General features: G+C 70.4%; 22 protein-coding genes. 9 read left to right on the top strand and 13 right to left on the bottom strand.

Translation table 11 applies throughout. The features are described 5' to 3' along the window. Positions 1-30: 30 nt before the first annotated feature. The 4 genes from H1226_RS21325 to H1226_RS21310 all read right to left on the bottom strand — a co-directional run bounded on the left by H1226_RS21325 (position 31) and on the right by H1226_RS21310 (position 2,375). Positions 31-360 (bottom strand): hypothetical protein, encoded by a 330-nt coding sequence (locus H1226_RS21325; protein WP_258342229.1) that lies wholly within the window; start codon positions 358-360, stop codon positions 31-33. Between the two features lie 35 nt (positions 361-395). Continuing rightward, complete coding sequence (locus H1226_RS21320; RefSeq protein ID WP_258342228.1) at positions 396-833, bottom strand: SseB family protein; 438 nt, start codon at positions 831-833, stop codon at positions 396-398. Between the two features lie 604 nt (positions 834-1,437). Next, entirely contained in the window at positions 1,438-2,265 is an 828-nt protein-coding gene (locus H1226_RS21315) for an SDR family NAD(P)-dependent oxidoreductase (RefSeq protein ID WP_258342226.1), read from the bottom strand. After that, a complete protein-coding gene (locus tag H1226_RS21310; RefSeq protein ID WP_258342225.1) occupies positions 2,241-2,375 on the bottom strand; it encodes a hypothetical protein in 135 nt (44 codons plus the stop codon). The genes H1226_RS21315 and H1226_RS21310 overlap by 25 nt, the downstream gene beginning before the upstream one ends. A 314-nt stretch (positions 2,376-2,689) precedes the next feature. Between H1226_RS21310 and H1226_RS21305 the strand changes: the two genes are divergently transcribed. The 3 genes from H1226_RS21305 to H1226_RS21295 all read left to right on the top strand — a co-directional run bounded on the left by H1226_RS21305 (position 2,690) and on the right by H1226_RS21295 (position 4,632). After that, positions 2,690-3,550, top strand: a complete 861-nt coding sequence (locus H1226_RS21305; RefSeq protein ID WP_258342224.1) for a helix-turn-helix transcriptional regulator — start codon at positions 2,690-2,692, stop codon at positions 3,548-3,550. Positions 3,551-3,685: 135 nt separating this feature from the next. After that, on the top strand, positions 3,686-4,480 hold the full coding sequence (locus tag H1226_RS21300; protein ID WP_258342223.1) for a M24 family metallopeptidase: 795 nt from the start codon (positions 3,686-3,688) through the stop codon (positions 4,478-4,480). Beyond that, a complete protein-coding gene (locus tag H1226_RS21295; RefSeq protein WP_258342222.1) occupies positions 4,477-4,632 on the top strand; it encodes a hypothetical protein in 156 nt (51 codons plus the stop codon). The genes H1226_RS21300 and H1226_RS21295 overlap by 4 nt, the downstream gene beginning before the upstream one ends. Positions 4,633-5,309: 677 nt before the next feature. Here the strand turns inward: H1226_RS21295 and dnaE are convergent. Beyond that, on the bottom strand, positions 5,310-8,900 hold the full coding sequence (gene dnaE / locus H1226_RS21290) for a DNA polymerase III subunit alpha (RefSeq protein ID WP_258342221.1): 3,591 nt from the start codon (positions 8,898-8,900) through the stop codon (positions 5,310-5,312). 201 nt (positions 8,901-9,101) lie between these two features. Here dnaE and H1226_RS21285 point away from each other — a divergent pair, with 201 nt between their 5' ends. Together H1226_RS21285 and H1226_RS21280 are read left to right on the top strand one after the other, a co-directional pair. Next, entirely contained in the window at positions 9,102-9,566 is a 465-nt protein-coding gene (locus H1226_RS21285) for a hypothetical protein (protein WP_258342220.1), read from the top strand. After that, positions 9,563-9,889: a winged helix-turn-helix domain-containing protein gene (locus H1226_RS21280; protein WP_224957854.1), complete on the top strand. Its 327-nt coding sequence runs from the start codon at positions 9,563-9,565 to the stop codon at positions 9,887-9,889. Before H1226_RS21285 ends, H1226_RS21280 begins: the two co-directional genes overlap by 4 nt. A 242-nt stretch (positions 9,890-10,131) precedes the next feature. Here the strand turns inward: H1226_RS21280 and H1226_RS21275 are convergent, their stop codons facing one another. Next, the gene (locus tag H1226_RS21275) at positions 10,132-11,097 is read right to left on the bottom strand and encodes an NADP-dependent oxidoreductase (protein ID WP_258342219.1); all 966 of its coding nucleotides are present in this window, start codon (positions 11,095-11,097) and stop codon (positions 10,132-10,134) included. Between the two features lie 88 nt (positions 11,098-11,185). Between H1226_RS21275 and H1226_RS21270 the strand changes: the two genes are divergently transcribed. Beyond that, complete coding sequence (locus tag H1226_RS21270) at positions 11,186-11,758, top strand: TetR/AcrR family transcriptional regulator (RefSeq protein ID WP_258342218.1); 573 nt, start codon at positions 11,186-11,188, stop codon at positions 11,756-11,758. A gap of 353 nt (positions 11,759-12,111) precedes the next feature. Here the strand turns inward: H1226_RS21270 and H1226_RS21265 are convergent, their stop codons facing one another. Continuing rightward, positions 12,112-13,056 carry an AraC family transcriptional regulator gene (locus H1226_RS21265; protein WP_258342217.1) on the bottom strand — a complete coding sequence of 315 codons (945 nt, stop codon included), beginning with the start codon at positions 13,054-13,056 and terminating at the stop codon, positions 12,112-12,114. A gap of 173 nt (positions 13,057-13,229) precedes the next feature. Between H1226_RS21265 and H1226_RS21260 the strand changes: the two genes are divergently transcribed. Then, a complete protein-coding gene (locus H1226_RS21260) occupies positions 13,230-14,159 on the top strand; it encodes a quinone oxidoreductase family protein (RefSeq protein ID WP_258342216.1) in 930 nt (309 codons plus the stop codon). A 232-nt stretch (positions 14,160-14,391) separates the two neighbouring features. Here H1226_RS21260 and H1226_RS21255 read toward each other — a convergent pair whose 3' ends face one another. After that, positions 14,392-15,180: an alpha/beta fold hydrolase gene (locus H1226_RS21255; protein WP_258342215.1), complete on the bottom strand. Its 789-nt coding sequence runs from the start codon at positions 15,178-15,180 to the stop codon at positions 14,392-14,394. Further along, positions 15,177-16,334 carry a DMT family transporter gene (locus H1226_RS21250; RefSeq protein WP_258342214.1) on the bottom strand — a complete coding sequence of 386 codons (1,158 nt, stop codon included), beginning with the start codon at positions 16,332-16,334 and terminating at the stop codon, positions 15,177-15,179. Before H1226_RS21250 ends, H1226_RS21255 begins: the two co-directional genes overlap by 4 nt. A 77-nt stretch (positions 16,335-16,411) precedes the next feature. On the opposite strand from H1226_RS21250, the gene H1226_RS21245 reads away from it, so the two are divergent. Together H1226_RS21245 and H1226_RS21240 are read left to right on the top strand one after the other, a co-directional pair. Further along, positions 16,412-17,302 carry a LysR family transcriptional regulator gene (locus tag H1226_RS21245; protein WP_225044105.1) on the top strand — a complete coding sequence of 297 codons (891 nt, stop codon included), beginning with the start codon at positions 16,412-16,414 and terminating at the stop codon, positions 17,300-17,302. A 166-nt stretch (positions 17,303-17,468) separates the two neighbouring features. Continuing rightward, positions 17,469-18,182 (top strand): haloacid dehalogenase type II, encoded by a 714-nt coding sequence (locus tag H1226_RS21240; RefSeq protein ID WP_224957845.1) that lies wholly within the window; start codon positions 17,469-17,471, stop codon positions 18,180-18,182. A 16-nt stretch (positions 18,183-18,198) separates the two neighbouring features. On the opposite strand, the gene H1226_RS21235 is transcribed toward H1226_RS21240, so the two are convergent. The 4 genes from H1226_RS21235 to H1226_RS21220 are packed head-to-tail and all read right to left on the bottom strand — an operon-like array spanning position 18,199 to position 22,365. Further along, complete coding sequence (locus H1226_RS21235) at positions 18,199-19,143, bottom strand: PfkB family carbohydrate kinase (protein ID WP_258342213.1); 945 nt, start codon at positions 19,141-19,143, stop codon at positions 18,199-18,201. Beyond that, on the bottom strand, positions 19,140-20,618 hold the full coding sequence (locus H1226_RS21230; RefSeq protein ID WP_258342212.1) for a purine-cytosine permease family protein: 1,479 nt from the start codon (positions 20,616-20,618) through the stop codon (positions 19,140-19,142). Before H1226_RS21230 ends, H1226_RS21235 begins: the two co-directional genes overlap by 4 nt. Then, positions 20,615-21,637, bottom strand: coding sequence for an ADP-ribosylglycohydrolase family protein (locus H1226_RS21225; RefSeq protein ID WP_258342211.1), 1,023 nt, complete (start codon positions 21,635-21,637; stop codon positions 20,615-20,617). Before H1226_RS21225 ends, H1226_RS21230 begins: the two co-directional genes overlap by 4 nt. After that, positions 21,634-22,365 carry a GntR family transcriptional regulator gene (locus tag H1226_RS21220; protein WP_258342210.1) on the bottom strand — a complete coding sequence of 244 codons (732 nt, stop codon included), beginning with the start codon at positions 22,363-22,365 and terminating at the stop codon, positions 21,634-21,636. The genes H1226_RS21225 and H1226_RS21220 overlap by 4 nt, the downstream gene beginning before the upstream one ends. Between the last annotated feature and the right edge of the window lie 18 nt (positions 22,366-22,383).

Here is a 22,383-nt window from a genome sequence, read left to right as displayed (position 1 = left end):
CCCCGCCTCGGGTCGGACGTCTCGCCGAGTTCAGCCATCTGCGACCCCGGCTGCGGGGTCTTCGCCCCGGCCGACGGCGCGCATGGATTCTTCGCTGGCCGCGTCGGCTTCGACGTAGGTGTCGACGACCTTGTTGAGGACTTGCGTGATCGTGTCGCCGTCCTCGATCAGGACCTCGACGCCGTGCTGCCACCTGTCGCAGAAGTGCTCGAAGGCGTCGTGCAGACCGGCGTGCCCGTATTGCTGTTCGTCCCCGCAAATGTCTTCGACCTTGCAGGACTGCATGTCGTGCATCGTCTGCGCGACCGCTTCGCCCGCACTGTCCAGCACTTGCAGGTCCACGTCGAAGCCCTGGGTCATCGCACCCCTTCCATGAGGCCTTGCCGCCGATCTTGTTACCAGACGGGATGCGTTCCGGGAGGCCGTTCCGGCATATCGGCGGGTCTCGGAGGAAGGGAGGCGCCACCGAACCGTGCGCGACCGCCGTGCGGCTGGGGGAGCAGCGGAAGCCCGTGCGGGTCGTCGACATCCACGAGCACGCCGAGACCACGCGGTAGTTGATCAAGAAGGTCGGCGCCCGTAGTCGACAGCCAGGACACGTCGCCGGAATGGCGTGCCAGCCGAGCCAACGACGAGAAAGCGAGAACCCAGCGCCCCTTCCCCGGCAACTCCGCGGCCATCACGCCTACCCGATCCTGCGTGCGGCGGACGTACAACGCCGCCCCCGCGAACGCCGCGTCGAACTCGCCAGGGTCTCTCCGCCGTGCCCGCACATCGAGGGCGATCAGGACGAGGTCGGGTTCAGGCTGCTCACCGAGGTTCGGATACTTCATAGCGAGTGAAAGCTACCCGGAGAGCGAGTTGCAGACCGCTGGATCCACGTGCAAGCGGCGGTCGCTAGAGGGGATCTCGTTAGGCATCGGCCCACGCAAGGCTCGCCTGGGTAAGCGTCTATCGCGGCAGCCACTGGCGGGGAGGGGAGAGGCTTGGGTCGTGCGCCTCGTGGCTGGTCTGTTCGGGTGGGATTTCCGAGACGTTGAGCAAGATCGTTCTGCGACCCCTTAACTGTGGGTCGGACGCTCGCCGCTGACCAGGAATCTCCTGGTCACGCACACCGCTGGGGCGCGGATGCCTTACAAGCAAGGGGTCGCTGGTTCGAACCCAGCTGCGCCCACCGCACGAGAAGCCCGCCGATCTGGACCGAATGTCCAGGTCAGCGGGCTTTTTCTTACGGGGCGATGATCTTGCATTTATGTCCTTAGTGGACCCAAAGTGCTGTCCGGGCCGCTGGTGGGGGGATTTTGGGAGGATTCGTTTCGCGCGCCGGTGGCCGGCCGTGTCGGGCGCGTCGTCGGGTGGCGGCGGGGACACCTTCACCGCCACCGAAAACACGGTTCGTGCGATGAGCCCTACCGGAGTTGCATCGGCTCTTCGTCATCAGTCAGGTGGACGAGAAGCTTGGTGTCGTCCCACAGCTGAGCTGCGCGCCGTTCGTCGTAGGAGAGGCGCGCGGAGCGCACGGCCGAAAGGGACTTGTCCTGGGCCTGGAAGTATTTGCCTGATTCCTGCGCATAGCCGGGGTCGGCGGCGAGTGTTGCCAGCGCGGCTCCTGAAAAACTCCGCGTCCGATGTGACAGCGCCCATGCGCTTGGAAACCCATTTCATGGCTGCCGTGTTCGAAACCCATTGCACGGGCCGTGGCATGTCGCGGAGAAATCCGGTTTCGGGAACGGATCCCGGGTCGAAGGCGATCGACGAGACCGAACTGCGGGACCTGCGGAGCCGACGGTCCAACTCGTAGGCGTACATCACGGTGCACAGTTTCGAGGTGGAGTAGCGCTTGCCGGCGGACAGTGCCTTGCCGCCGTCCTTGCCGTTGGTGGCCAGTGCGGCGGCGTCTGGTTCCACGGTGGCCCCGACCAGTCGGCCGTCCGTCGAGTCCCAGTCGTGGGTACCGCTGGCGGTGTAGACGACCCGGCCCTTTTCGGAGAGGCTCGGGAACAATAGTTCGACGAGGAGGAAGTGGCCCAGGCAGTTGGTAGCGAAGGTCATCTCGTACCCGTCGGGACTGTAGGAGACGTCTCCGTCGAAACGACCGGCAGCGTTGCACACGATCGCGTCGAGCTCGGAAACCTCACGGGAGACGAGCATCGTACGGAACTGCGTGACGGCCGCCCTGACTGAGGCGAGCGACGAGGTGTCGAGTGTCAGTGTTGTCACCGACGCGCCGTACTGCGCGCTCAGCTCGTCGACGACCGGTTGCATGCGTTCCACGCTGCGACCCGCAGGACGAGCTCGATGCCTTGCGCGGCAAGCACCCGTGCCGCGGCGAGCCCGATTCCCGAGTTGCCACCAGTGATCAGAATCGAAGTCATGGGCGTTCCTTTCGTGTTTCTGGTTCTCGATGGTGCCGATGACGGGAACCGTCGTCCGAAGCGCCGCTCTTGATGAGGTGGGGCCCCGATCTAATGACGGCATCACGCGTGTGGCGGGGCAGTAGCAGGCAGAGAGGCGAAACGTCTCACCTCGATCAACGACGCACAGGAGTCGTCTGCCCTGTTCTCAGCACCCAGGCAGGTCACGAACCCGGGCCAGGCCAGGATCACCCAACGCGGGACCTTGCAGCCAGGGACGGCCTGTCCCTGGGTGCCGACTGTTCGGAAGAAGCGGGCGGGGGTGTACTGGAGGCATGATTGATCGTCCTGGACTTGCCGATTTCCTCCGACGTCGCCGGCAGCTGCTGCGACCGACCGACATAGGTCTGCCGGAGGGTGTGCGGCGGCGTACGCCGGGTCTGCGGCGCGACGAGGTGGCCCAGCTGGCCAATATCTCCACGGACTACTACGCCCGGCTGGAACAGTGCCGCGGCGCGAACCCCTCCCAGGCCATCGTGGCGTCGCTCGCCCGTGCTCTGCGATGCGATCCCGACGAGCGCGACCACCTGTACCACCTGGCCGGTTTCTCGGCCCCGCTCCGCTACTCGGGTGGCTATGTACGGCCCGGGGTGATGAGTCTGCTGGATCGGCTCGGTGATATTCCGGCATGTGTCGTCAGCGATCTGGGCGAAATGCTTTGGCAGAACGACGTTGCCGCGATCACTCTGGGCTGGACCACGAGGAGCGACTCCCATCGCTCGACGAACATCGTGTGGCGGTGGTTCACCGAACCTGACCTGCGCAACTGCTTTCCCGAGGAGGACTGGCCAAAGCACTCGCTCGCACACGTCAATGACCTCCGGGCGACCTCCGCGCGGCGCGGCGGCGATGCCGACGTCGCTGACCTGGTCGCAGGTCTGCTGGAGAAAAGCGAGGAGTTCCGCGACCTGTGGGCGCACCATGAAGTGGCAGTGCACCGCTTCGATCGCAAGAGGTTCTTGCACCGCGAGGTCGGCGTCCTGCACCTGACCTGCGAGGCCCTGCTATCGCCCGAAGCGGACACCAAGGTTCTCGCGTTCTTTCCGACAGAGGGCACTGACGCACGCGAGAAGATCGCACTATTGCGGACGATCGGAACGCAGGGCTTCCACCCGTACCCGCATTCCCACGCGTAGCGGGGGACAGAGCGGTCCTGGCTCCCCACGGACGGAGGCTTCACTCTGGTCAAGGACGCCGATCCCATGGATGACGCGGGGACACCGTTCCCGCTGACCTGCCGGGTTAGCGCATGACCTGACAAGGAGATGAAGATGACCGAAATGCGGTTACCGGTCTTTTCCACGATTGAACGCGACCGCCGATGGAACCTGGCGAGAGAATTCATGGCCCGCGAAGGACTTGATGCCTTGCTGGTCTTCGGCGAGCACGAGGACGCGGGTCCTGCGCCGGTTGCCTACGACACTTGGTTCACCAATGGCCGCGCCGGTACGACAGTGGTCTTCCCTCGGGCCGGTGAGCCGGTCGCCCTCCTCCCAGGGCCTATGTTCATCATGGACCACCTGGAATCCCACCGACGCGGCGACACCCCCTGGATCCCCGCGCAGCGCCTGCGTGGCACCCGGCATTCCTCAACGATCATCGAAACACTCAACGAGCTGGATTTGGCCGAGTCGGCCATTGGTGTCGTCGGCCTCGGTTCCCACATGCCGTGGCACCCCGAGGGAATCATCCCTTACAACCTCTGGAACAACGTGCTGTGTCGCTTCCCCGAAGCGGTCTTCCAAGCGGTCGACCTCCCTTTCGGCCAACTCATCATGCAGCTTGGGGAGGAGGAGATCGCCGTGCTGCGGCACTCGGCAAGCATCGGTGACGCCATGGTTCAGGCAATGGTGGCCACTGCTGCGCCCGGAGTCCCGGAGAGCCGCGTGTACGCAGCGGGTATGGCCGCCGGGTATAGCCTCGGGTCGTTGCCTCCTGCCATGCACCTGTGGTCGGGGGCGGATGTGGTGGCGGCAGGACCACCGGACTGGGGTCAGCGCGCGCGAACCCCGCGTGTGCTGCAAGACGGCGATGTCATCTATGCCGAGGTGTTCTCCAGGGAATGAGCTTCGCTTTCGAACCGAACTACGCGTTCGGCCGTCACTTGGCCCACCTCGGAGGCACGGTGATCGTCGGCGAGGACAAAGCGATCGAACTCAACCCGTACTCGGCACAACTCCTGCACGCGACAGGAACTGGTGACGGGACCATCGCTTGAACGGTGTTGTCGGCGGTGGTGGGTTGGTTCGACGTTGGATCGGCCGACTTCGCCGCATTGCCCGGCGGTGATCGGCAACGACACCGACCTCGGCCCCGGTTCACAGTGAGATGGTCCGTTGGCCACTACCTTGACGTGGTAGCGGTCACTCGACGTCATCGATCGACAGAGCTACGTTCGGCCGTGGCCCTGAAAGGCGATGCACGATGTTCTTTTGAGAACGGTCTAGGTCGGTCGCCCGGGTTGCGTGTTCGTTCTCGTGATGGCGGCCGACGGGGGAGATACCCCGCGTGCGCGGGCTCGACGGTGCTCTCCACGAAGAGCGTCGGATCGCCGGGGAACAATTCCCGCGTGCGCGGGGCCGACTACTGCATCGGGGGCGACCCCGCGACCAATCAGGAACGATCCCCGCGTGCGCGGGGCCGACACTTCTTGACCTGGTGTTCTATCGCGACAGGGTTGGTTTTCGTTCACTCCGGTTTACGGCGTGGCAGGGGATCTGATCGATGACGCGACATCAAAAAGCCCGCTGACCCAGCACTTTCGTGCTAGATCAGCGGGTGTGTTCGACGGGGTGGTCGGCGCCGGGTGTGCGGACGGCGGTGGCGGCGGCCGGGGCCGGAGCCGCTCAGCGGACGCAGGGGTGCTGCGGCGCCGGCTCCGCCCCGGCTTGTCCGTCAGGCCGAGCCCACGCGCTCGATCGCGATTCCCCGCAGTGACTTGAGCTCGGAAACGAGCTCGGTGCACACCTTCACCGGCCAAGCCGGCAGTTCGAGTCGAGTCGCACCCAAGTGGACGTGCACCGGGGTTTCGCCACGATAGGTCCCGAGCGTGTTGCGGAGTTCTCCGATGAGTTCCTTGTCGATCTTCTTGGCATCGGCGCGGAGCACGAACGGCGGCGCTGATCCGGGCGAGTGCTCGGCCGCGGCGATGTCCACCGGTACGGCGTCCGAGGCGAACACGCTGATCTCGCCTTCACGTTCGTTGACCCGGCCCTTGACGGCGAGCGCGGTGTCTTCGGCCAAGCAGTCGGAGAACAGCTCGTAGGACTTCGGGAAGAACAGCACTTCCACGCTGGCGTCGAAGTCCTCCAGCGTGACGATGGCCCAGGGCTGCCCGTTCTTGTTGAGCCGCCGCTGGATCGCCGAGATCATTCCAGCGATCTTGGCCTCTTCCTTGCCGTTGGGGCCGGGCTCGCGTTCTCCACCGACGAGTTCTGCGATGGTGGTGTCCTGGTACGGCCGCAACAACCGCTCGGCGCCGTCCAGGGGGTGCGCGGAGACGTAGAGGCCGAGCATCTCCCGCTCGTACGCCAGGAGCTGTTTGCGCGGCCATTCCTCCTGGGTGAACTGGAGGTGCGCCAGCGGGGAGGAATCGGGGCTGGTGGCGGTGTCGTCACCTCCGCCGAACAGGTCGAACTGCCCCATCGCCTCTTGGCGTTTGAGGCCGATCACGGCGTCGACCGCCGCCTCGTGGTGTTGGGTCAGGGCCATGCGAGTGGCTCCGAGCGAGTCGAAGGCGCCTGCCTTGATCAGCGACTCGATGACCCGCTTGTTGCACGCGGTGATCTCGACCTTGTCGAGGAAATCGGTGAACGAGGAGTAGCGGCCCTTGGTCTCACGCGTTTTGGTGATCGACTCGACCACGTTCGTGCCGACGTTGCGGATGGCTCCCATCCCGAAACGGATTCGACCGTCCACGGCCGCGTGCCCGACGACGGATTCGTTCACGTCCGGCGGTAGCACGCGGATTCCCATTCGGCGGCACTCGGACAGGTAGATGCCGGTCTTGTCCTTGTTGTGCGCGTTGGCGGTCAGCAGTGCCGCCATGTATTCGGCCGGGTAGTGCGCTTTCAGGTAGGCGGTCCAGTAGGTCACCAAGCCGTAGGCGGCCGCGTGGGACTTGTTGAACGCGTATCCGGCGAAGGGCAGCACGGTCGCCCAGAGCTGGTCGATGGCCTCTTTGCTGTACTCCCGTTCGGCCATCCCGGCTTCGAACCGGGCGAACTGCTCGTCCATCACCTCCTTCTTCTTCTTGCCCATCGCACGTCGGAGCAAGTCGGCTTGTCCGAGCGTGTATCCCGCCACTCGCTGGGCGATGGCCATGATCTGCTCTTGGTAGACGATCAGGCCGTACGTTTCACCGAGCACGTCTTCGAGCGGTTTGTCGAGTTCGGCGTGGATCGGCTCGACGGGCTTCTTGCCGTTCTTGCGGTCGGCGTAGTCGAGGTGGGCGTTGACGTCCATCGGGCCCGGCCGGTACAGGGCGACGCAGGCGACGATGTCGCCGAACCGGGTGGGGGCCATGCGCTTGAGCAGCGATTGCATTCCGCCACCTTCAAGCTGGAACACGCCCAAGCTCTCGCCCCTGCTCAGCATCTCGAAGGTGGGGGCGTCATCGAGAGGGATCTCGAGCGGTTCGATCTCAACACCGTGATTGGCCTTCACCATGCGCACGGTGTCGTCGATCGTGGTCATGTTGACGAGGCCGAGAATATCGATCTTGAGCAGGCCCACGTCTTCGCACTGCGGCCCGTCCCAGCCGGTGATGATCTCACCGTCATCGCGTTTCCACAGCGGCAGCACGTCGAGCAGTGGTTCGCGGGAGATGATGTGGGCGCAGGCGTGCACGCCTGCGTTCCGGATCAAGCCTTCCAGTCCGCGTGCGGTATCGAAGATCTTGCCGATCTGCGCGTCGTTCTCGATCAGCGAGCGAACTTCGGCGGCCTCGGTGTAGCGCTCGTGCTGTGGATCGACGATCCCGGACAGCGGGATGTCCTTCGCCGCGATCGGCGCCGGTAGTGCTTTGCTGAACTGGTCGGCGAGCTGGAATCCAGGTTGCCCGAGGTGCACGCGGGCGGCGTCCTTGAACGCCGCTTTCGTTTTAATCGTGCCGTAGGTGATGACCTTGGCGAAGTATTCTTCGCCGTACTTCTCCTTCGCGTAGGCGATGACCTCATCGCGCCTGCGCTCGTCGAAGTCGATGTCGATGTCGGGTGGCGAGTCGCGCTCGGGGTTGAGGAACCGCTCGAACAGGAGCCCGTGTTGCAAGGGGTCGATGTCGATGATGTGCAGCACATAGGACAGCAGCGCGCCCGCGGCCGAGCCACGTCCCGGCCCTACGCGAATGCCGTTGTTCTTGGCCCACCGGATCATGTCACCGACGACCAGGAAGTACGAGCTGTACCCCTTCTCGGTGATGACCTTCAGCTCCCATTCGAGCTGGTCGCGGTAGTCTTGGGTGAAGCTGTCGCCTGGGAATCGGGTCGGGATGAATTCCTCGACCTCTTCGCGCAGCACTTCGACATCGGTGCTGCCGGGCTTGATCTTGGCCTGCGGCATCCGGTTCGTGGGTGCGAATGCCTCGTCGTAACCCTCGACCATGTCGGTGATCAGCAAGGTGCTATCGGCGGCACCGGGAACCTCGGTGTCCCAGTACTCGCGCATCTCCGCCGATGATTTGATGTGGTAGCCGTCGCCGTTGAACTTGAACCTGTCGGTGTCGGCGAGCGTTGAGCGGGTTTGCAGGCAGAGCAGAGCGTCGTGGTGGCCGGCCTGATCCGCGGTCACGTAGTGACTGTCGTTCGTGGCCACGGTCCGGAGGTCGAGTTGGCGGGCGATGTCCAGCAGCTCTGCGCGGATGTTGCGCTCCATCTGGATGCCGTGGTCCATGACCTCGATGAAGAAGCGGTCCGGCCCGAAGATGTCCTTGTAGTCGGAGGCGGCCTGCACGGCCTCCTGCTTCTGGCCCAGGCGGAGGCGGGTGAGGATTTCGCCGGCGAGGCAGCCGCTCGTGGCGATGATCCCGTCCGCGTGCTCGGCGATCAGCTCCTTGTCCATGCGCGGTTTGCGGAAGAACCCTTGCATGGACGCGAGCGAGGACAGTTTGAACAGGTTGCGCAGCCCGGTCGAGTTCTGCGCGAGCATGGTCATGTGCGTGTACGCGCCGGCGCCGGAGACATCGCCGCTCTCGCCGTACTCGTCGACCTCTTTTTTGCCGGTTCGTGCTCGTTCGCCCCAGAACACCGGTTTCTTGTGGTAGCGGCTCGCCGGAGCGACGTACGCCTCGATGCCGATGATCGGCTTGATGCCGGACTTCTTGGCCTGCGCGTTGAAGGAGTGCGCGCCGAACATGTTGCCGTGGTCGGTCATCGCCACCGCGGGTTGTTCGAGCCGAGAGACCTCGGCGAACAGTGCGTTGTGCTTGGCGGCACCGTCGAGCATCGAGAACTCGGTGTGCACGTGCAGGTGAACGAACCGATCAGACACGCGGGCATCTCCGGGAGCGTCGGGTAGGGGCTGGGTCGGTGGCGGGTCAACTCTAGTCGTCCTACCCGGTGTAGCCGGGCTGCGTCGAGCGAGTGTTGCCGCCCCGCCGCACCGGGCCTGTGGAGCGGTCGGATCGGTGGCAGGCGCCGCCCACCACTTTCCACTTGCAGAAGTGGAAAGCGATCGAATATGTTTTCCACCATGGAAAGTGATTTCACGCCGCGGCGCGCCTTGGCTGAGGCCGAGCGCGGCGCCGTTGCCACCTGGATCGACTACCCGCCGACCCGCTGGTGGTACTACCCCGCGGCCGGGGCCTGGGCCTGCGCGCTCGTCCTCGCGGTGACCGAGCTGCACGGGTTGTGGAGCGCCGCGGCGCTGCTGGCGCTGGTGGCCGTCGCGTTGATCGCCCAGGTCCGGTACCGCCGGGTGCGCGGTGCATGGCCGGACGTCGCTGGTGCACCGGCGGAGTTCAAGCCCGCCATCAGGGCCTACCTGATCGGCGCGGCGGTACTGACGGCCACCATCGCGCTGCTCGCCGTGTTCGCCGGTGGTGTCGTGGCGGCGGCCGTGACGTTCGTGGGCGTCACGGGAGGACTGCTGTGGTACGAGAAGGCGTACGAACACGCAGCGGCGCGGACCCGCCGACGCGTCGAGGGCGAGGGATGAATCTCTCCGACCTCGATGCCGTCATCCACGCTCCCAAGCGCCTGGCGGCGATGTCGGTCCTGGCCGGCGGTGAGCACGCCGACTTCGGCTTCCTGCGTGACCACCTCGGCATCAGCGACTCGGACCTCTCGAAGCAGATGAACACGCTGGAGCACGCCGGCTACGTCAAGGTCAAGAAGACCGGGCGAGGCAGAGGCGGCGCCACCTGGTACCGCATCACCCCGGCTGGGCGGCAGGCGTACCGGCGCCACATCGCCGCCCTCAACGCCATCGTCGCCGACCCCGCGCGTCATTCCTGGCGGAATGAGGATGAAGGGCGCTAGGCGTCCGGGTCGCGCCGCGAGAGCGCTGCGGCAGATCCGGGTCGGGGCGCGGGTGATCTCGGCGGCCGTTCGCCCGCGCCCCGACCCTGCGGGCCGCCTCCGGACGGCCTCGCGGGTTCCTGCTCCGGCGTGGCTTCATCGGACCGTGCGAGCGCCGTGGGCTGGGAGGAGCGCGGCATCCGCACGAGCGCGGGGCGTCGGTTCGAAGCCGGTCTGCGGCCACCTCGCGGCGGTTGCGCCCCTCAGGGGAGGTCGACGACGACCTTGCCGTGCACGTGCCGTCCCGCCTGCAGCTCGACGGCGGCGCGGACCTCCTCGACGGGGAAGGTCGCCGCGATGGGCACGCGCAGCAGGCCTTCCGCGGCCAGGCGGGCGATCTCCTCGATGGCGCCGGGAGCGGCGTTGGCACCGTTCGCCGGGAGAACGCCGTCCACGACGGCGGCGATCGTGGTCAGCCGGGAGTCGGGTGCGCCGAGCTCGCGCGCCACCGCGATCACGTCCGTGCCGTGCAGGTCCACGGCCGCGGTGATGCCGTCGGGAGCCAGCTCGCGGACCCGGTCGGCCAGGCCGTCGCCGTAGGTGACGGGCTCGGCGCCCAGTGCCCGCAGGGCGTCGGCCGAGGTCGCTGATCCCGTCCCGATGACCCGCGCGCCGGTGCGGCGGGCGAGCTGGACGGCGAACACGCCGACCCCGCCTCCCGCGCCACCGACCAGCAGCGTGTCGGACGGGCCGGGGTCGACCACCGCGAGCGCGGCGGCGGCCGTGCACCCCGCGATGGACAGGGCGCTTGCGGTGCGGTCGTCGAGTCCGTCCGGTGTGCGGTGGACGTCGCCGCCCTCGCCGATGCGGCCGGGCGCGTTCACGACCACGTGCTCGGCGACGCTGCGCGAGAAAGCGGCTCCGAACACCCGGTCGCCGACCTCGAACCGGACGCCGTTCCCGTCGCGGGCCCCGTCGCCCACCTCGTCCACGACGCCCGCGTAGTCGTTCCCGAACCCGCACGGCAAGCTCAGCCCGAAGCGGGCGGCGGCGTCCGCGTCCGAGGTCATGAACCAGTCCATCGGGTTCAGCCCGGCCGCGCTGACGCGGACGCGGACCTGTCCCGCTGCCACCTCCGGGACGGGCACCTCGCGCAGGTCGAGGGCCGCGGGCCCTCCGAAGGATTCGACGAACTGGACGGCTCTGCTGGTCCTGGTGGACGTGCTCATGCTGATCGGACTCCGGGGAGGGATGCGGATGGGAAGCGGACTATGCTCCGTTTCGACGAACCGTAGCACAACCGGAGCGTGTTCCGTTTTGAAGAGGTCAGACACCCGCGCGCCGCGAGCGGACGCGTCCCGCAACCGCAGGCAGCTCCTCGAGGTCGCCACCCGCGTCTTCGCGTCCGCCGAGACCGAGCCGTCGCTGCGCGAGGTCGCGCGCGAAGCCGGGGTCGGCATCGCCACCCTCTACCGGCACTTCCCCACCCGCGAGGACCTGGTCGCCGCGGTCTACGGCGATCAGGTCCAGCGGCTCACCGACGGCGCCCGCCGGCTGCTCGCGGAGCTGCCCCCGGCCGAGGCGTTGCGGCGCTGGATGGACCTGTTCGGGGACTGGATCGCGACCAAGAACGGCATGCTGGGCACGCTGCTCACCATGATCGAGTCCGGTGAGATCGCGCACGCCCGGACCCACGCCGACCTGATCGCGGCGATCGAGGAGGTGCTTCGCGCCGGCGACGCGGCAGGTGAGCTGCGCGGCGACGTCGCGGCCGAGGACGTGGCCGCCGGCCTCATCGGCATCTTCACCGTGGCACCCCTCCCCGAGCACGGTGCCAGGGCCGGCCGGTTGCTCGACCTGCTGATGCGCGGTCTGCGACCCGAGCCCTGAGCCGCTCGGGCCGGGTTCGTGCCGACGGCGTGCACTCGTGGCCGGAGCCGTCCGCCGGGGACCGGTCCCACGCGGCGATCTGGTCGAGCGCCGCGGCGTTGGCACCGCGGCTGGGGAAGCCGAACCAGCCGATCCGGTCGTCGGACGACCCGACGAGGCCGCCGCGCGGGAACGTTCCAACCCGAACGCGACCTCCGGGTCGGGCTCCCCGCGCCGACCGACCGCGCGTGGTCCAGCCGCGGTTCGCGGATTCCGTCCCTTGTGGACGTTGTCGTGCCGCCGAGTGCGAGCCGTGCGGAAAGCTGACCGCCTCGACGGTCGGCGCGATGTGAGCGGGACGAATCCTCGGTGGTTCAGCTGCCCGCGTCCGCGGCCCGGTCGAGGTTCGGATCGGGTCGGGCGGCGCGGGCGTAGCGGCCGGGCGGGATCCCCACCTCCCGCTTGAAGGCCGCGTTGAAGGCGTGCTCGGAGTGGTAGCCCAGGGAGCTCGCGATCCGGGCGATCGTGTCCTCGCCGGTGCGCAGCTTCTCGCCGGCCAGGATCATGCGCCACCGGGTCAGGTACGCGATCGGGGTCTCACCCGCGCGGGCCCGGAAGTGCTCGGCGAACGTCGTGCGGGACATGCCGGCCCGGGCGGCGAGCTTCTGCACGCTCCACGGGTGGGCGGGGTCGGCGTGCACGGCCTCCAGTGCGGTGCTCAACCGGGGATCGGCCAGGGCGGCGAACCAGCCGACGTCGTCCGGGGCCCGAGTGGCCATGTGCAGCCGCAGCGCCTGGACCAGCATCAGGTGGGCCAGTTGCTGCGCGACCAGGTGCGAACCCGGGCGTGCCTCGCGGACCTCCTCGGCCATGAGCTCGATCGCGCCCCGCAGCCGGGCGCGATCACGGGACGCGTCGACCCGCATGAGGGTCGGCATCGACCGCAGCAGCACCGGCGCGTTCGGACTGTCGAACTCGAACCGCGTGCCGATCACGCGAGCGTCACCGCCGCCCTGGTACGTGATGACCTTCCCGCTGCGGGCCGGGCCGAGCAGTTCGGAGGCCAGTGCCGGTTCGACGTCCGGTCCGCTGCCGATGACGGCGCCGCGGCCGGTCGGCATGACGAAGCAGGAGCCTTCGGACAGCTCTGCGGATCTGCCCTCGACCATCAGCCGGCACGAGCCCTCGACGACGGCGTAGCACTTGATCTGCCCGGCGAGGTCGTCGAGCTCGATCGCCCACGCGCCGCCCGCGTCGACCTCGGCCGTCCTGGGACTCCGCGGCCGGAGCAGCGACAGCACCTCGCTCAGCGGATCCATCGGCCCTCCGGACGATCGCGAACAGAAGTCGGTTCTTCGAGCATAGGCGGCGCATCCGCGCCCGCTTAGAGTTTCGATCATGACGGCGAGGGGCCGCCCACGACCTGCGGACCCGGTTCCCCTCCCTCCGGACATTCGTCCACCCGTTCCTGACTCTGGAAGGACTTCCGAGAATGAAAGCTGCAGTGGTCACGGCGTACGGCACCGGCCCGCGGTACGCGGACACGCCCTCCCCGCGAGCGACCGAGGAGCACGAGATCGTGGTCGACGTCCTGGCCGCCGGGCTCCATCCGCGAGTCCGGATGCAGGCCGACGGCTCGCACTACACGAGCTCCCCCGACGAGCTGCCTCTGGTGCCGGGCCTCGACGGCGTGGGGCGCGGTCCGGACGGCCGGCTCTGGTTCTTCGCGACCTTCGGGGGCCGGAGCGGTTCGATGGCCGAACAAGCGGTCATCGACACCCGGCGCAGCATCGTCCTCCCCGACGGGGCCGACCCGGTGGCGGTGGCGGCGACGATGAACTGCGTGATCGCGTCCTGGCTCGCGTTGACGCGGCGGATCGCGCTGGAACCGGGCAAGAACGTCCTGGTGCTCGGCGCCACCGGCGGCACCGGGCGGATGGCCGTGGCGGTGGCCCGGCTGTTCGGCGCCGCGCAGGTGACCGCCGTGGGGCGCGACCCGGAACGGCTGGCCGCGGTGCGCGGCGCCACCGGGACGGCCTTGATCGGCGACCCGCCGCCCCCGGACGTCGACGTGGTCCTCGACTTCCTCTGGGGTGAACCGGCGGCCACGACGCTGGGAGCGCTGGTCTCCGCCCGGCCCGAACCGGCACGTCCGCTGACCTGGATCAACCTCGGTGAGATGGCCGGATCTCGGGCGGCGCTGCCCGCCGGGGCGCTGCGGTCCTCGCGGATCGACGTGATCGGCAGCGGGCAGGGCTCGCTGAGCGGAGCGGAGATGGCGGCCGCGGCGCCGGAGGTGCTGGCGGAGATCGCCCGCGGCACCTTCGCCGTGGACGCCGACCCGATCCCGCTCACCGACGTCGAACGCGCCTGGGCGCAGCCGGCCGACAGCAGCAAGCGCATCGTCCTGACCCGGCCCTGAACCGGGATTCCCGCCGCCGTACCGGAGCGGAGCAGGAGACCCTGGTCGAACTCGTCGGGAGCGCTGTGCAGGGCGTGCTGGCGCCGGGGCCGACGAGCGGGCCGGTCGATTCCGGCGGGTGAACGCGGTTCCCCGGCCGAGGGCGAAGCCCGGCCTGCTCGGCGGCGTGCCGTGGCGGTGGCGGGGCCGGCGGCCGGAGGGGACGTGCGGATCCGCAGCGGGTGGGCGCCGGTCAGGCGTCGGCGAGCAGGGCGGCCGTGGCCTTCGGGGATTCGACGTGGAAGTGGTGGCTGCCCAGGTCGACGGGCACGATGCGGAGGCGGTCGCCGTAGCGGTCGACGGCGTCCCGCGCGAGGATCTCGCGGACCGCGAACACCGTGATCGGCTGGTGGGCGTCGCGCAGCGCGGAATCCATGTCCCAGCGCACCAGGCCTTCGATCGCGTCCAGGCCCACCTGCCGGGGCACGGCCACCATGCGCTCGAAGTAGGCCTCCTGCGCCGCGGGATCGGTGCCTTCGGGGGAGCCGCTGGCGACCATCGCCCGCGTGGCCGCGGCGAAGTCCTCGTGGAACGCGCGCACGACCGCGTCGACCTGCTGCTCCTGCTGGGCGGGGAACAACGACAGGTAGTGCAGCGCGTCGAGCGCGACCACGCGGGTGACGACGGCGGGCAGCAGCCGGGCGGTCTCGACGGCCACCGCGCCGCCCATCGAGTGCCCGGCCACGACGCAGGTGTCCACGGATTCGGCGGCGAGCACGGCCGCGACGTCGCGGGCGAACTCCGCCATCGTCCAGTCCTCCCGCGCGGACCGGGATTCGCCGTGCCCGGCGAGGTCGACGGCGAGGACGCGGTGGTGGCCGGGGAGGAAGCCGATCAGGGCGTCGAAATCGGTACGGTCGCAGCCCCAGCCGTGCACGAGGACCAGGACCGGTCCGTCGGCCGGGCCGGTGGCCGCGTACCGGATCGTCGTGTCGTTCGGCCGCTGGACCTCCCGGTTCGCGGTCGGGCACGTCGTCGTCATCTCAGGGTCCTCTCGTGTTCCGCCGCGCGGGACGAGCCCGGCCGCGGCGGGGTCTGCACGCCGAATTCCCCGCGCTGGCAGCGGAATCCGGTCCCGGCGAGCTCCGGCCCGCACCTGTCGCCGATCGTACCGGGACGGGTGCCGGTGGCGGCCGTCGTCCGTCCACCTGGTGGGACGGTCGGCGGCAGCCGTCCGTCCGATGTGGACTCGAATCCGCCGCGAGGCCATATGTCCGAAGTGGACGGCCGGTTCGCGGACCAGACGGCGGCGACGACGGTCGCGCACCCCGCGAGCTGCACCGCGGTCGGCGACTCGCGCAGCACCAGCACGCCCAGCCCGACCGCGAGGACCGGCTGCAGCAGCAACAACGACGCCGACGTGCCCGGCGCGAGCCCGCGACCGCCCGCTGCCAGCAGCAGCCACGCGGCGACCTGTCCCACCAGCGCCAGCAGCACGAGCCACAGCCAGGACGTCGCCGGGAGGTCCACGGTGATCCCCGTGGTCACCGCCCCGGCCCCACCGGTGACCACCGCGGCGGCCGCCGTCGCCAGGCACACCGGCGTCACCACGTGCCGCGGGCTGCGGTGCCCGGAGAGCCGGTTGAGGTGCAGGTAGCCGGCGTAGGCGACCCCGGACGCCACGCCCAGCAGCACCCCGCGCCCCTGGTGCGCCGCCTGCGCGCCCGGCGCGAGCAGGCCGCTGGTCAGCGCGATCCCCGCGAGCATCACCGGGCAGGCGAACAGGAACCGCCGCGCCATCGGCGTGCCGCCGAACACCAGCGCCAGCAGCGGGAACGCGAGCACCTGCACGTTGTTCAGCACCGTCGCGATCCCCGCGCCCACGTCGAGGATGCTCTGCGTCCACAGCACGTAGTCCAGCCCGAGCAGGACGCCCGAGGCCACCGCCCAGCGCCGCAGCGCGGGCTCCAGCGGGCCGTGCCCGCGGTGCTCGCGCACCGCCAACGGCACCAGCGCGACGAGCGCGATCGCGCAGCGCAGGAACGCCGCGGTGCCCGACCCGGCCTCGGCGAGCTTCACGAACAGCGCCGACCCGGACAGGCAGCCCGCGCCCGCCACGACCAGCAGCACCGGGGCGGCGACCGGCCGGGCGGCCGGGCTGCGGACGGGGGAGGGTGCCGTGCGATCGGTGACCATGGCTTCCACGGTCGCAGCCGAGACCGAGTAGCACCATTGACCAGTTCTTACCCGCACGCGTTAGCCTCGCTGACGTGATGAGCTGGGAACGGCTGCGGGTGTTCGCCGCGGTCGCCGAACACGTGTCGATCACCGCCGCGGCGGAGGCGCTGCACCTCACGCGGCCCGCGGTGTCGCAGCACGTGCGCAAGCTGGAGCGGGAGATCGACTGCAGGCTGGTGGAACCCGATGGCCGCGGCATCCGGCTCACCGCCGCCGGGCACGTGCTCGCCGCCGCCGCGCGCACGGCCTCGACCGCGGTGCGGGACGCGGAGCGGGACCTCGCCGACTTCCACGAGCAGCTCATCGGGCCGCTGCGCGTCGGAGCGGTCCCCAGTGCGCTGCGCTCGTTCGTGCACGACGCGCTGCGCGCGCTCACCGGGCAGCACCCGCGGGTGAGTCCGAGCGTGCGCGACGGCGAGGTCATCGAGCTGATCCCCGCGCTGCGGGCCGGACGGCTGGACGCCGTGGTGCTGGAGAGCTGGACGAGCCTGCCCGCCCGGATGCCGCCCGGCGTCGCGCTCACCGAACTGCTCGCCGAGGACGTCCGGCTCGCCGTGCCCGACGGCCATCCGCTGGCGCAGCGGCCCGCCGTGCACCTCGGCGAACTGCGCGGGCAGCGGTGGGCCAGTTCGCCGCCGGGCACCGAAGCGCACGAAGCGCTGGTGCAGACGCTGCGCGCGCACTCCATCGACGCCGAGGTGCCCTACTGCGCGACCGACTACGCGACGCAGCTGTCCGCGGTCGCCGCGGGCCTCGCCGTCGCGCTCATCCCGCGCATCGCCCGGACGCCCTGCCCGCCCGGAGTGCGGCACGTGCCGTGCACCCCGGCGCTGACCCGCAGCATCGCCGTCGCCACCGCGGAGAACGCCTCCGCGCCCGCGGTGGAGTTCGTCGCCGAACTGCGCCGCGGCACCCGCGACCGGTAGCTCCGCGGCAGGTCGGTGCGGTGGGGGCGCCCGCCGAACGGCCTGCTCCGCGGTGGCGTCGCCGCGCGGCCGCCACGTCGGTCGGTCGGGCACCGCTTGCGCCGGGCTCCGCCACGTGGTGTGACTGGTGGGTCAGCGAACTGGGGACGACCGGCGAGGAGGCGGCATGCTCGACGACGTGCGCGTGGTGGCGTTCGACATCTTCGGCACCGCGGTGGACTGGTACAGCGGCATCACCGAGCAGGTCGGCGCGGTCTTCGCCGATCGCGGGGTCGAGCTCGATCCCGCCGCGTTCGCCGAGAGCTGGCGGGGGCGCTACCTGCCCGCGATGGCGCGGGTCGACCGCGGGGAACGCGAGTGGGCCTACCTGGACGCGCTGCACCGCGAATCGCTGGACGACCTGCTCGCCGAGCACGGGGTCGCCGGCGCGATGGGCGAGGACGACCGGGCCCGGCTGGTGCGCGCCTGGCACCGGCTGCCCGCCTGGCCGGACAGCGCGGACCTGGTGGCGCGGTTGCGGGCCCGCTACACCGTGGTGGTGCTGTCCAACGGCGGTTTCCGGTTGCTGACCGACCTGGTCAAGGCGGCGGGGCTGACCTTCGACGCGATCACCTCCGCCGAGCTCGCCCGCAGCTACAAGCCGTCCCCGGCCGCCTACCTGACGACCGCCCGCCTGCTGGACGTCGCACCGCACCAGCTGCTGCTGGTCGCCGCGCACCGCTGGGACGTCGACGGGGCGCGGGCCGCCGGGCTGCGCACCGCGTTCCTGGAACGGCCCGGCGAGAAGGGGCCGCACCGCGAGGCGGACCGCGCGGCCGACGTCACCTGCGACATCGCCGCCACCTCGGCCGCCGAGCTCGCGACCCGCCTCGGCTGCTGACCCGGCCGCGCCCGGCCTAGCCGCCGGCGGTCGAGGTGCGGATCACCGCATCGACCTCGGCGGCGGTGGGCGCGGTGGCGGGACCGGAGCGGGTGACCGCGATCGCGGCCGCGACGCTCGCCCGGCGGACCGCGCATTCGAGGTCCGCTCCGGCGGCCAGCCGCGCCGCCATCACCCCGGCGTGCGCGTCGCCCGCACCGTTGGTGTCCACCGCGTCGACCGCGGGGGAGGGGCACAGCAGTACGTCACCACCGGGGCGGGCCAGCAGCGCGCCGCGCGGCCCGGCGCGCAGCACGACGGTGCGGCCCGTGGTGGTGGCCAGCGCCGCCGCCACTCCGGCCGCGTCGTCCGCGGACTCGGATCCCAAGCGCCGCAGCAGGATCCGCGCCTCCCGCTCGTTCGTGGTCCACACGTCGGCGCGGTCCAGCAGCACGCGCACCGCGTCGAGGTCGGCGTCGCCGATCACGGGGGCGGGATCGACGACGACGCGGCCAGGGGCGGTGGGCAACCACTCCAGCAGCGCGGCGCGGTTGGCGTCGTGCACCAGGGAGTAGCCGGACGCGTAGACGACGTCCGCGTCGTCCGGTGCGGTGCGGCGCAGCTGCTCGGCGTCCACTTCGGACTCCGCTCCGGCGGTGGAGACGAACGTCCGCTCCGCGCCGTCGTCGACGAGCGCGACGCTGAACCCGGTGTCCCGGCGCGGATCGGCCGGTGCGGTGAGCTCGACCCCTTCGGCGGTGAGCGCCGCGCGCACCACGTCCCCGAACGGCCCGGTCCCGTGCCCGCCCGCGTACACGACGCGGGCCCCGTCGCGCGCGGCGGCGAGCATGACGTTCACCCCGCCACCGGCGAGGAACTCGTGCCCGGAGGCGAACACGTCACCGCCGGGCGCGGGCACCGCGGGCACCCGCAGCACCAGGTCCACGACGCCCTGCCCGGTGTGGATGACGCGGCCGCTCATCGCGGACCCGCCGCGGAGCGCAGGCCGAACGCGGCGTACAGCAGCCCGCCGACGACGGCGGCCGCCAGCCACGCCATGCCGTTCACGCCGATCCAGGTCTCGTGCAGCGGCCCGGTGTACCACGGCACATCACCCGGCGTGACCTGCATGAACAGTGCGGCGAAGACGATGGCGGCCAGCCACGGGCCGAACGCGGCCCACCGCACCCCGCCGCGGTAGTGGTAGGCGCTGCGCGGGGTCAGGTCCAGCAGCGCCACCGGGTCGTACTCGCGGCGCCGCAGCATGTCGACGAGGAAAATCCCCACCCACGCCGAGATCGGCACCGCCAGCAGCGAGATGAACGTGGTGAACGGCCCGTAGAACCCGTCCGCGACCAGCAGGAACAGCAGCGAGGCGACCGTCGTGACCACCACGTCCACGATCACCGCGTACACCCGCTTCACCCGCAGCCCGAGGGTGAGCGTGGTCAGCCCCGCCGAGTACACCGACAGGTGGTTCGACAGCAGCAGCCCGACGAACGAGATCAGCATGTAGCCCACGGCGACCGGCAGCGGCAGCGTGTCCCGGATCGCGTCCAGCGGGTTCGCGGACGCGGCGATCGCCGGATCGGACGAGCCGAGCACCGACCCCATGCCGATCATGATCACCAGCGGGATGCCGGCACCGGCCGACGCGGACATCACCAGCGGCACCGCGCGCACGCTCGGCGCCTGGTAGCGCGCCATGTCGGCCCCGGAGTTCGCCCAGCCGATGCCGGTGCCCGCGACGATGGTCCCGATGCCGGTCAGGACCGCGGCGAGGTCCCCGCCCGGGGCGCGGCCGACCTCGGCCCAGTCGATGTTGACGACCAGGAAGCCGAGGATCGCCAGGTTCGCGGCCCCGAAGACCCAGGTCGACCACTTCTGCACCACGAGGATCGCGGCGTGGCCCATCCCGGAGACGGCGACGGTGAAGCCGACGAACAGCGCGACGCCCACGACCGCGACGACCGGCGCGGACTTCGCGTCGCCGCCGGTGCCCGCGAGCAGCGAGACGATGGTGACGATCGCGAGCGCGGCCGTGGACGTGTTCACCGTCTCCCAGCCGAGCCGCGACACCAGCGCGACCGCCGTCGGCCCCGCGTTGCCCCGGGTGCCGAACACGGCGCGGGACAGGGTGAGGCTCGGCGCCCCGCCGCGTCGCCCGGCGACGGAGATCAGGCCGACGACGGCGAAGGAGCCGAACGAGCCGAGGAACGCGACGACGACCGCCTGCCACGCGGACAGGCCGAGGGCGACGAGGCTGACGCCGAGGGGCATGCCGACCACGGAGATGTTCGCCGCGAACCACACCCAGAACAGCTGCAGCGGGTTCCCGGTGCGTTCGGCGGCGGGCACCGGTTCGATGCCGCGCTGCTCCACCGCTCCGAGCGCGCCGGCCGGGGGTGCTTCCGGCGCGCTCGCCGCCGGGGATCTGGTCTCGGACACAGGGGTCATCTCATCATCTCCGTTGACGATCGCCGCACGGCGAGGAGCCGCCGCGCGAGTGGTGCCGGTTCCAGGGCGTTGACCGCCAGGACCCGGTGGACCGCCGCTGCGGGGAAGGCGGCGGCGCCGTGCACGGCACCCAGCACCGCTCCGGCCATGGCGGCGACGGTGTCGGTGTCGCCGCCGAGGGAAGCAGCGGTGCACAGCGCCGCGAACGGGTCGTCGGCGCCGCGTTCGACGAGCAGGAGGGCCGCGACGACCGATTCCTGCGACTGCACCGAGGTGCCGACCACCTCGTAGAGGAAGGTCGCGAACTCCGCGGTGCCGAGCCGCCGCGCCTGCGCGCGGAAGGACTCCAGCCGGGCGGCGATCGAACCGCCCGCCACCCAGTGCCCGCGCGATTCGCCGTCGCGGGCCGCGGTGGCGGCGGCCGCGAGGGCGCCGGGGACGTCCGCGCCGTCGACGCCCGCGGACACGGCGGCGGCGATCGCGGCGGCCGCGGAGATGCCGAGCCCGGTGTTGTGGGTGACGCGGCTGGCTTCGACGACCGCGTCGAGCAGGCGCTCGCCCGGGGTGTGCGCGATGCCGACGGGGGCGATGCGCATCGCCGCGCCGTTCGTGGTCCCGTAGCGGCCGGTCTCCTCGATGGGGGCGCCCGCCTGCAGCTTCGCCAGGGCGGCGTTGGTGGAGGGGCCGAGCAGGTCCAGCGAGCCGCGCTCGACCATCACCTGCTCCCAGGCGATGAGCTCCGCGGCGAAGGCGTGCGGATCGATGCCCCCGTCGCCGTCCGCGACCAGCCGCGCGACGATCATCGCCTGGTCGGTGTCGTCGGTGACCGATCCCGCGGCCATGCCGGGCGCGATCGGCTGGTCGGCGGCGCCGTCGACGAAGTCCTCGATCCGGCCGTAGCGCGCCCGCACCAGGTCCCGCGGCATCGACTGGGTGGGCATGCCGAGGGCGTCGCCGATGGCGAGGCCGAGCAGGGCGCCGTGCGCGCGGTCGAACGCCGGGTCGTGCTCGGCGTTCATCGCTGGTCGCCGAAGTTCAGCGCGAGGGTGAAGTACCGCGGGTCGAGCAGCGAGACGACGTGTTCGGCGAACCGGCCGTCGTCGGTGAACGAGGTGCGGGCGGTGCGCAGGAACGCGCTGCCCGCTTCGCGGTGCAGGATCCCGGCTTCCCGCTCGTCCAGCCAGTGCACGTCCGCGCGCTGGGTGCCGCGGGTCAGCAGGTACCCGGCTTGCGCGAGGGTCTGGGAGATCGAGCCTTTCACCAGTCCGGTCTCCGGCAGCTGGTCGAGGGTGCCTTCGGCGGGCACGGTGGAGCGCTCGAAGGAGATCGGTTCGACGCCGTCCGCGGAGCGGAGGATGCGGACGCGGCGGATCGCGATGCCCCGGTCGAGCCGCACTTCGGGCGGCAGCAGCGGCACGTCGGCGCGCGCCACGCGTTCGAGGCCGAGGACGGCGACGGTGATCTCGCTGCCGGTGTCGGCGAGCGATTGGGCCCAGCCGCGGTCCTGGCTGAGCTGGTGCCCGTTGAAGATGACGAACGAGCCGCGCCCGCTCTCGGTGGCGATGAGCCGCAGGTGCTGGAGCTCGTTGAGCGCCTGCCGGACGGTGCCGCGCGAGACGTCGAACTCCTCGGCGAGCCGCAGTTCCCCGTCCAGCTTCTCGCCGAGCCGGTAGTGGCCGTCGCGGATGCGCTGCGCGAGGGTGTCGACGATCTGCTGCCGCTTCCCCGGCGAGACCTGTTTATACATGTAGGTACATGTACAGCA

The organism is Saccharopolyspora gregorii (genome assembly GCF_024734405.1).
Taxonomy (GTDB): domain Bacteria; phylum Actinomycetota; class Actinomycetes; order Mycobacteriales; family Pseudonocardiaceae; genus Saccharopolyspora_C; species Saccharopolyspora_C gregorii.
The sequence above is the reverse complement of the archived record's forward strand: the minus strand, read 5'-3'. Positions and strand labels throughout refer to the sequence as shown.

Excerpts from the sequence above, each read along its gene's own strand:
- H1226_RS21325 (WP_258342229.1), bottom strand. The coding sequence starts at position 360 with ATGACCCAGGGCTTCGACGTGGACCTGCAAGTGCTGGACAGTGCGGGC.
- H1226_RS21320 (WP_258342228.1), bottom strand. The coding sequence starts at position 833 with ATGAAGTATCCGAACCTCGGTGAGCAGCCTGAACCCGACCTCGTCCTG.
- H1226_RS21315 (WP_258342226.1), bottom strand. The coding sequence starts at position 2,265 with ATGCAACCGGTCGTCGACGAGCTGAGCGCGCAGTACGGCGCGTCGGTG.
- H1226_RS21310 (WP_258342225.1), bottom strand. The coding sequence starts at position 2,375 with ATGACTTCGATTCTGATCACTGGTGGCAACTCGGGAATCGGGCTCGCC.
- H1226_RS21305 (WP_258342224.1), top strand. The coding sequence starts at position 2,690 with ATGATTGATCGTCCTGGACTTGCCGATTTCCTCCGACGTCGCCGGCAG.
- H1226_RS21300 (WP_258342223.1), top strand. The coding sequence starts at position 3,686 with ATGACCGAAATGCGGTTACCGGTCTTTTCCACGATTGAACGCGACCGC.
- H1226_RS21295 (WP_258342222.1), top strand. The coding sequence starts at position 4,477 with ATGAGCTTCGCTTTCGAACCGAACTACGCGTTCGGCCGTCACTTGGCC.
- H1226_RS21285 (WP_258342220.1), top strand. The coding sequence starts at position 9,102 with ATGGAAAGTGATTTCACGCCGCGGCGCGCCTTGGCTGAGGCCGAGCGC.
- H1226_RS21280 (WP_224957854.1), top strand. The coding sequence starts at position 9,563 with ATGAATCTCTCCGACCTCGATGCCGTCATCCACGCTCCCAAGCGCCTG.
- H1226_RS21275 (WP_258342219.1), bottom strand. The coding sequence starts at position 11,097 with ATGAGCACGTCCACCAGGACCAGCAGAGCCGTCCAGTTCGTCGAATCC.
- H1226_RS21265 (WP_258342217.1), bottom strand. The coding sequence starts at position 13,056 with ATGGATCCGCTGAGCGAGGTGCTGTCGCTGCTCCGGCCGCGGAGTCCC.
- H1226_RS21260 (WP_258342216.1), top strand. The coding sequence starts at position 13,230 with ATGAAAGCTGCAGTGGTCACGGCGTACGGCACCGGCCCGCGGTACGCG.
- H1226_RS21255 (WP_258342215.1), bottom strand. The coding sequence starts at position 15,180 with ATGACGACGACGTGCCCGACCGCGAACCGGGAGGTCCAGCGGCCGAAC.
- H1226_RS21250 (WP_258342214.1), bottom strand. The coding sequence starts at position 16,334 with ATGGTCACCGATCGCACGGCACCCTCCCCCGTCCGCAGCCCGGCCGCC.
- H1226_RS21245 (WP_225044105.1), top strand. The coding sequence starts at position 16,412 with ATGAGCTGGGAACGGCTGCGGGTGTTCGCCGCGGTCGCCGAACACGTG.
- H1226_RS21240 (WP_224957845.1), top strand. The coding sequence starts at position 17,469 with ATGCTCGACGACGTGCGCGTGGTGGCGTTCGACATCTTCGGCACCGCG.
- H1226_RS21235 (WP_258342213.1), bottom strand. The coding sequence starts at position 19,143 with ATGAGCGGCCGCGTCATCCACACCGGGCAGGGCGTCGTGGACCTGGTG.
- H1226_RS21230 (WP_258342212.1), bottom strand. The coding sequence starts at position 20,618 with ATGACCCCTGTGTCCGAGACCAGATCCCCGGCGGCGAGCGCGCCGGAA.
- H1226_RS21225 (WP_258342211.1), bottom strand. The coding sequence starts at position 21,637 with ATGAACGCCGAGCACGACCCGGCGTTCGACCGCGCGCACGGCGCCCTG.
- H1226_RS21220 (WP_258342210.1), bottom strand. The coding sequence starts at position 22,365 with ATGTATAAACAGGTCTCGCCGGGGAAGCGGCAGCAGATCGTCGACACC.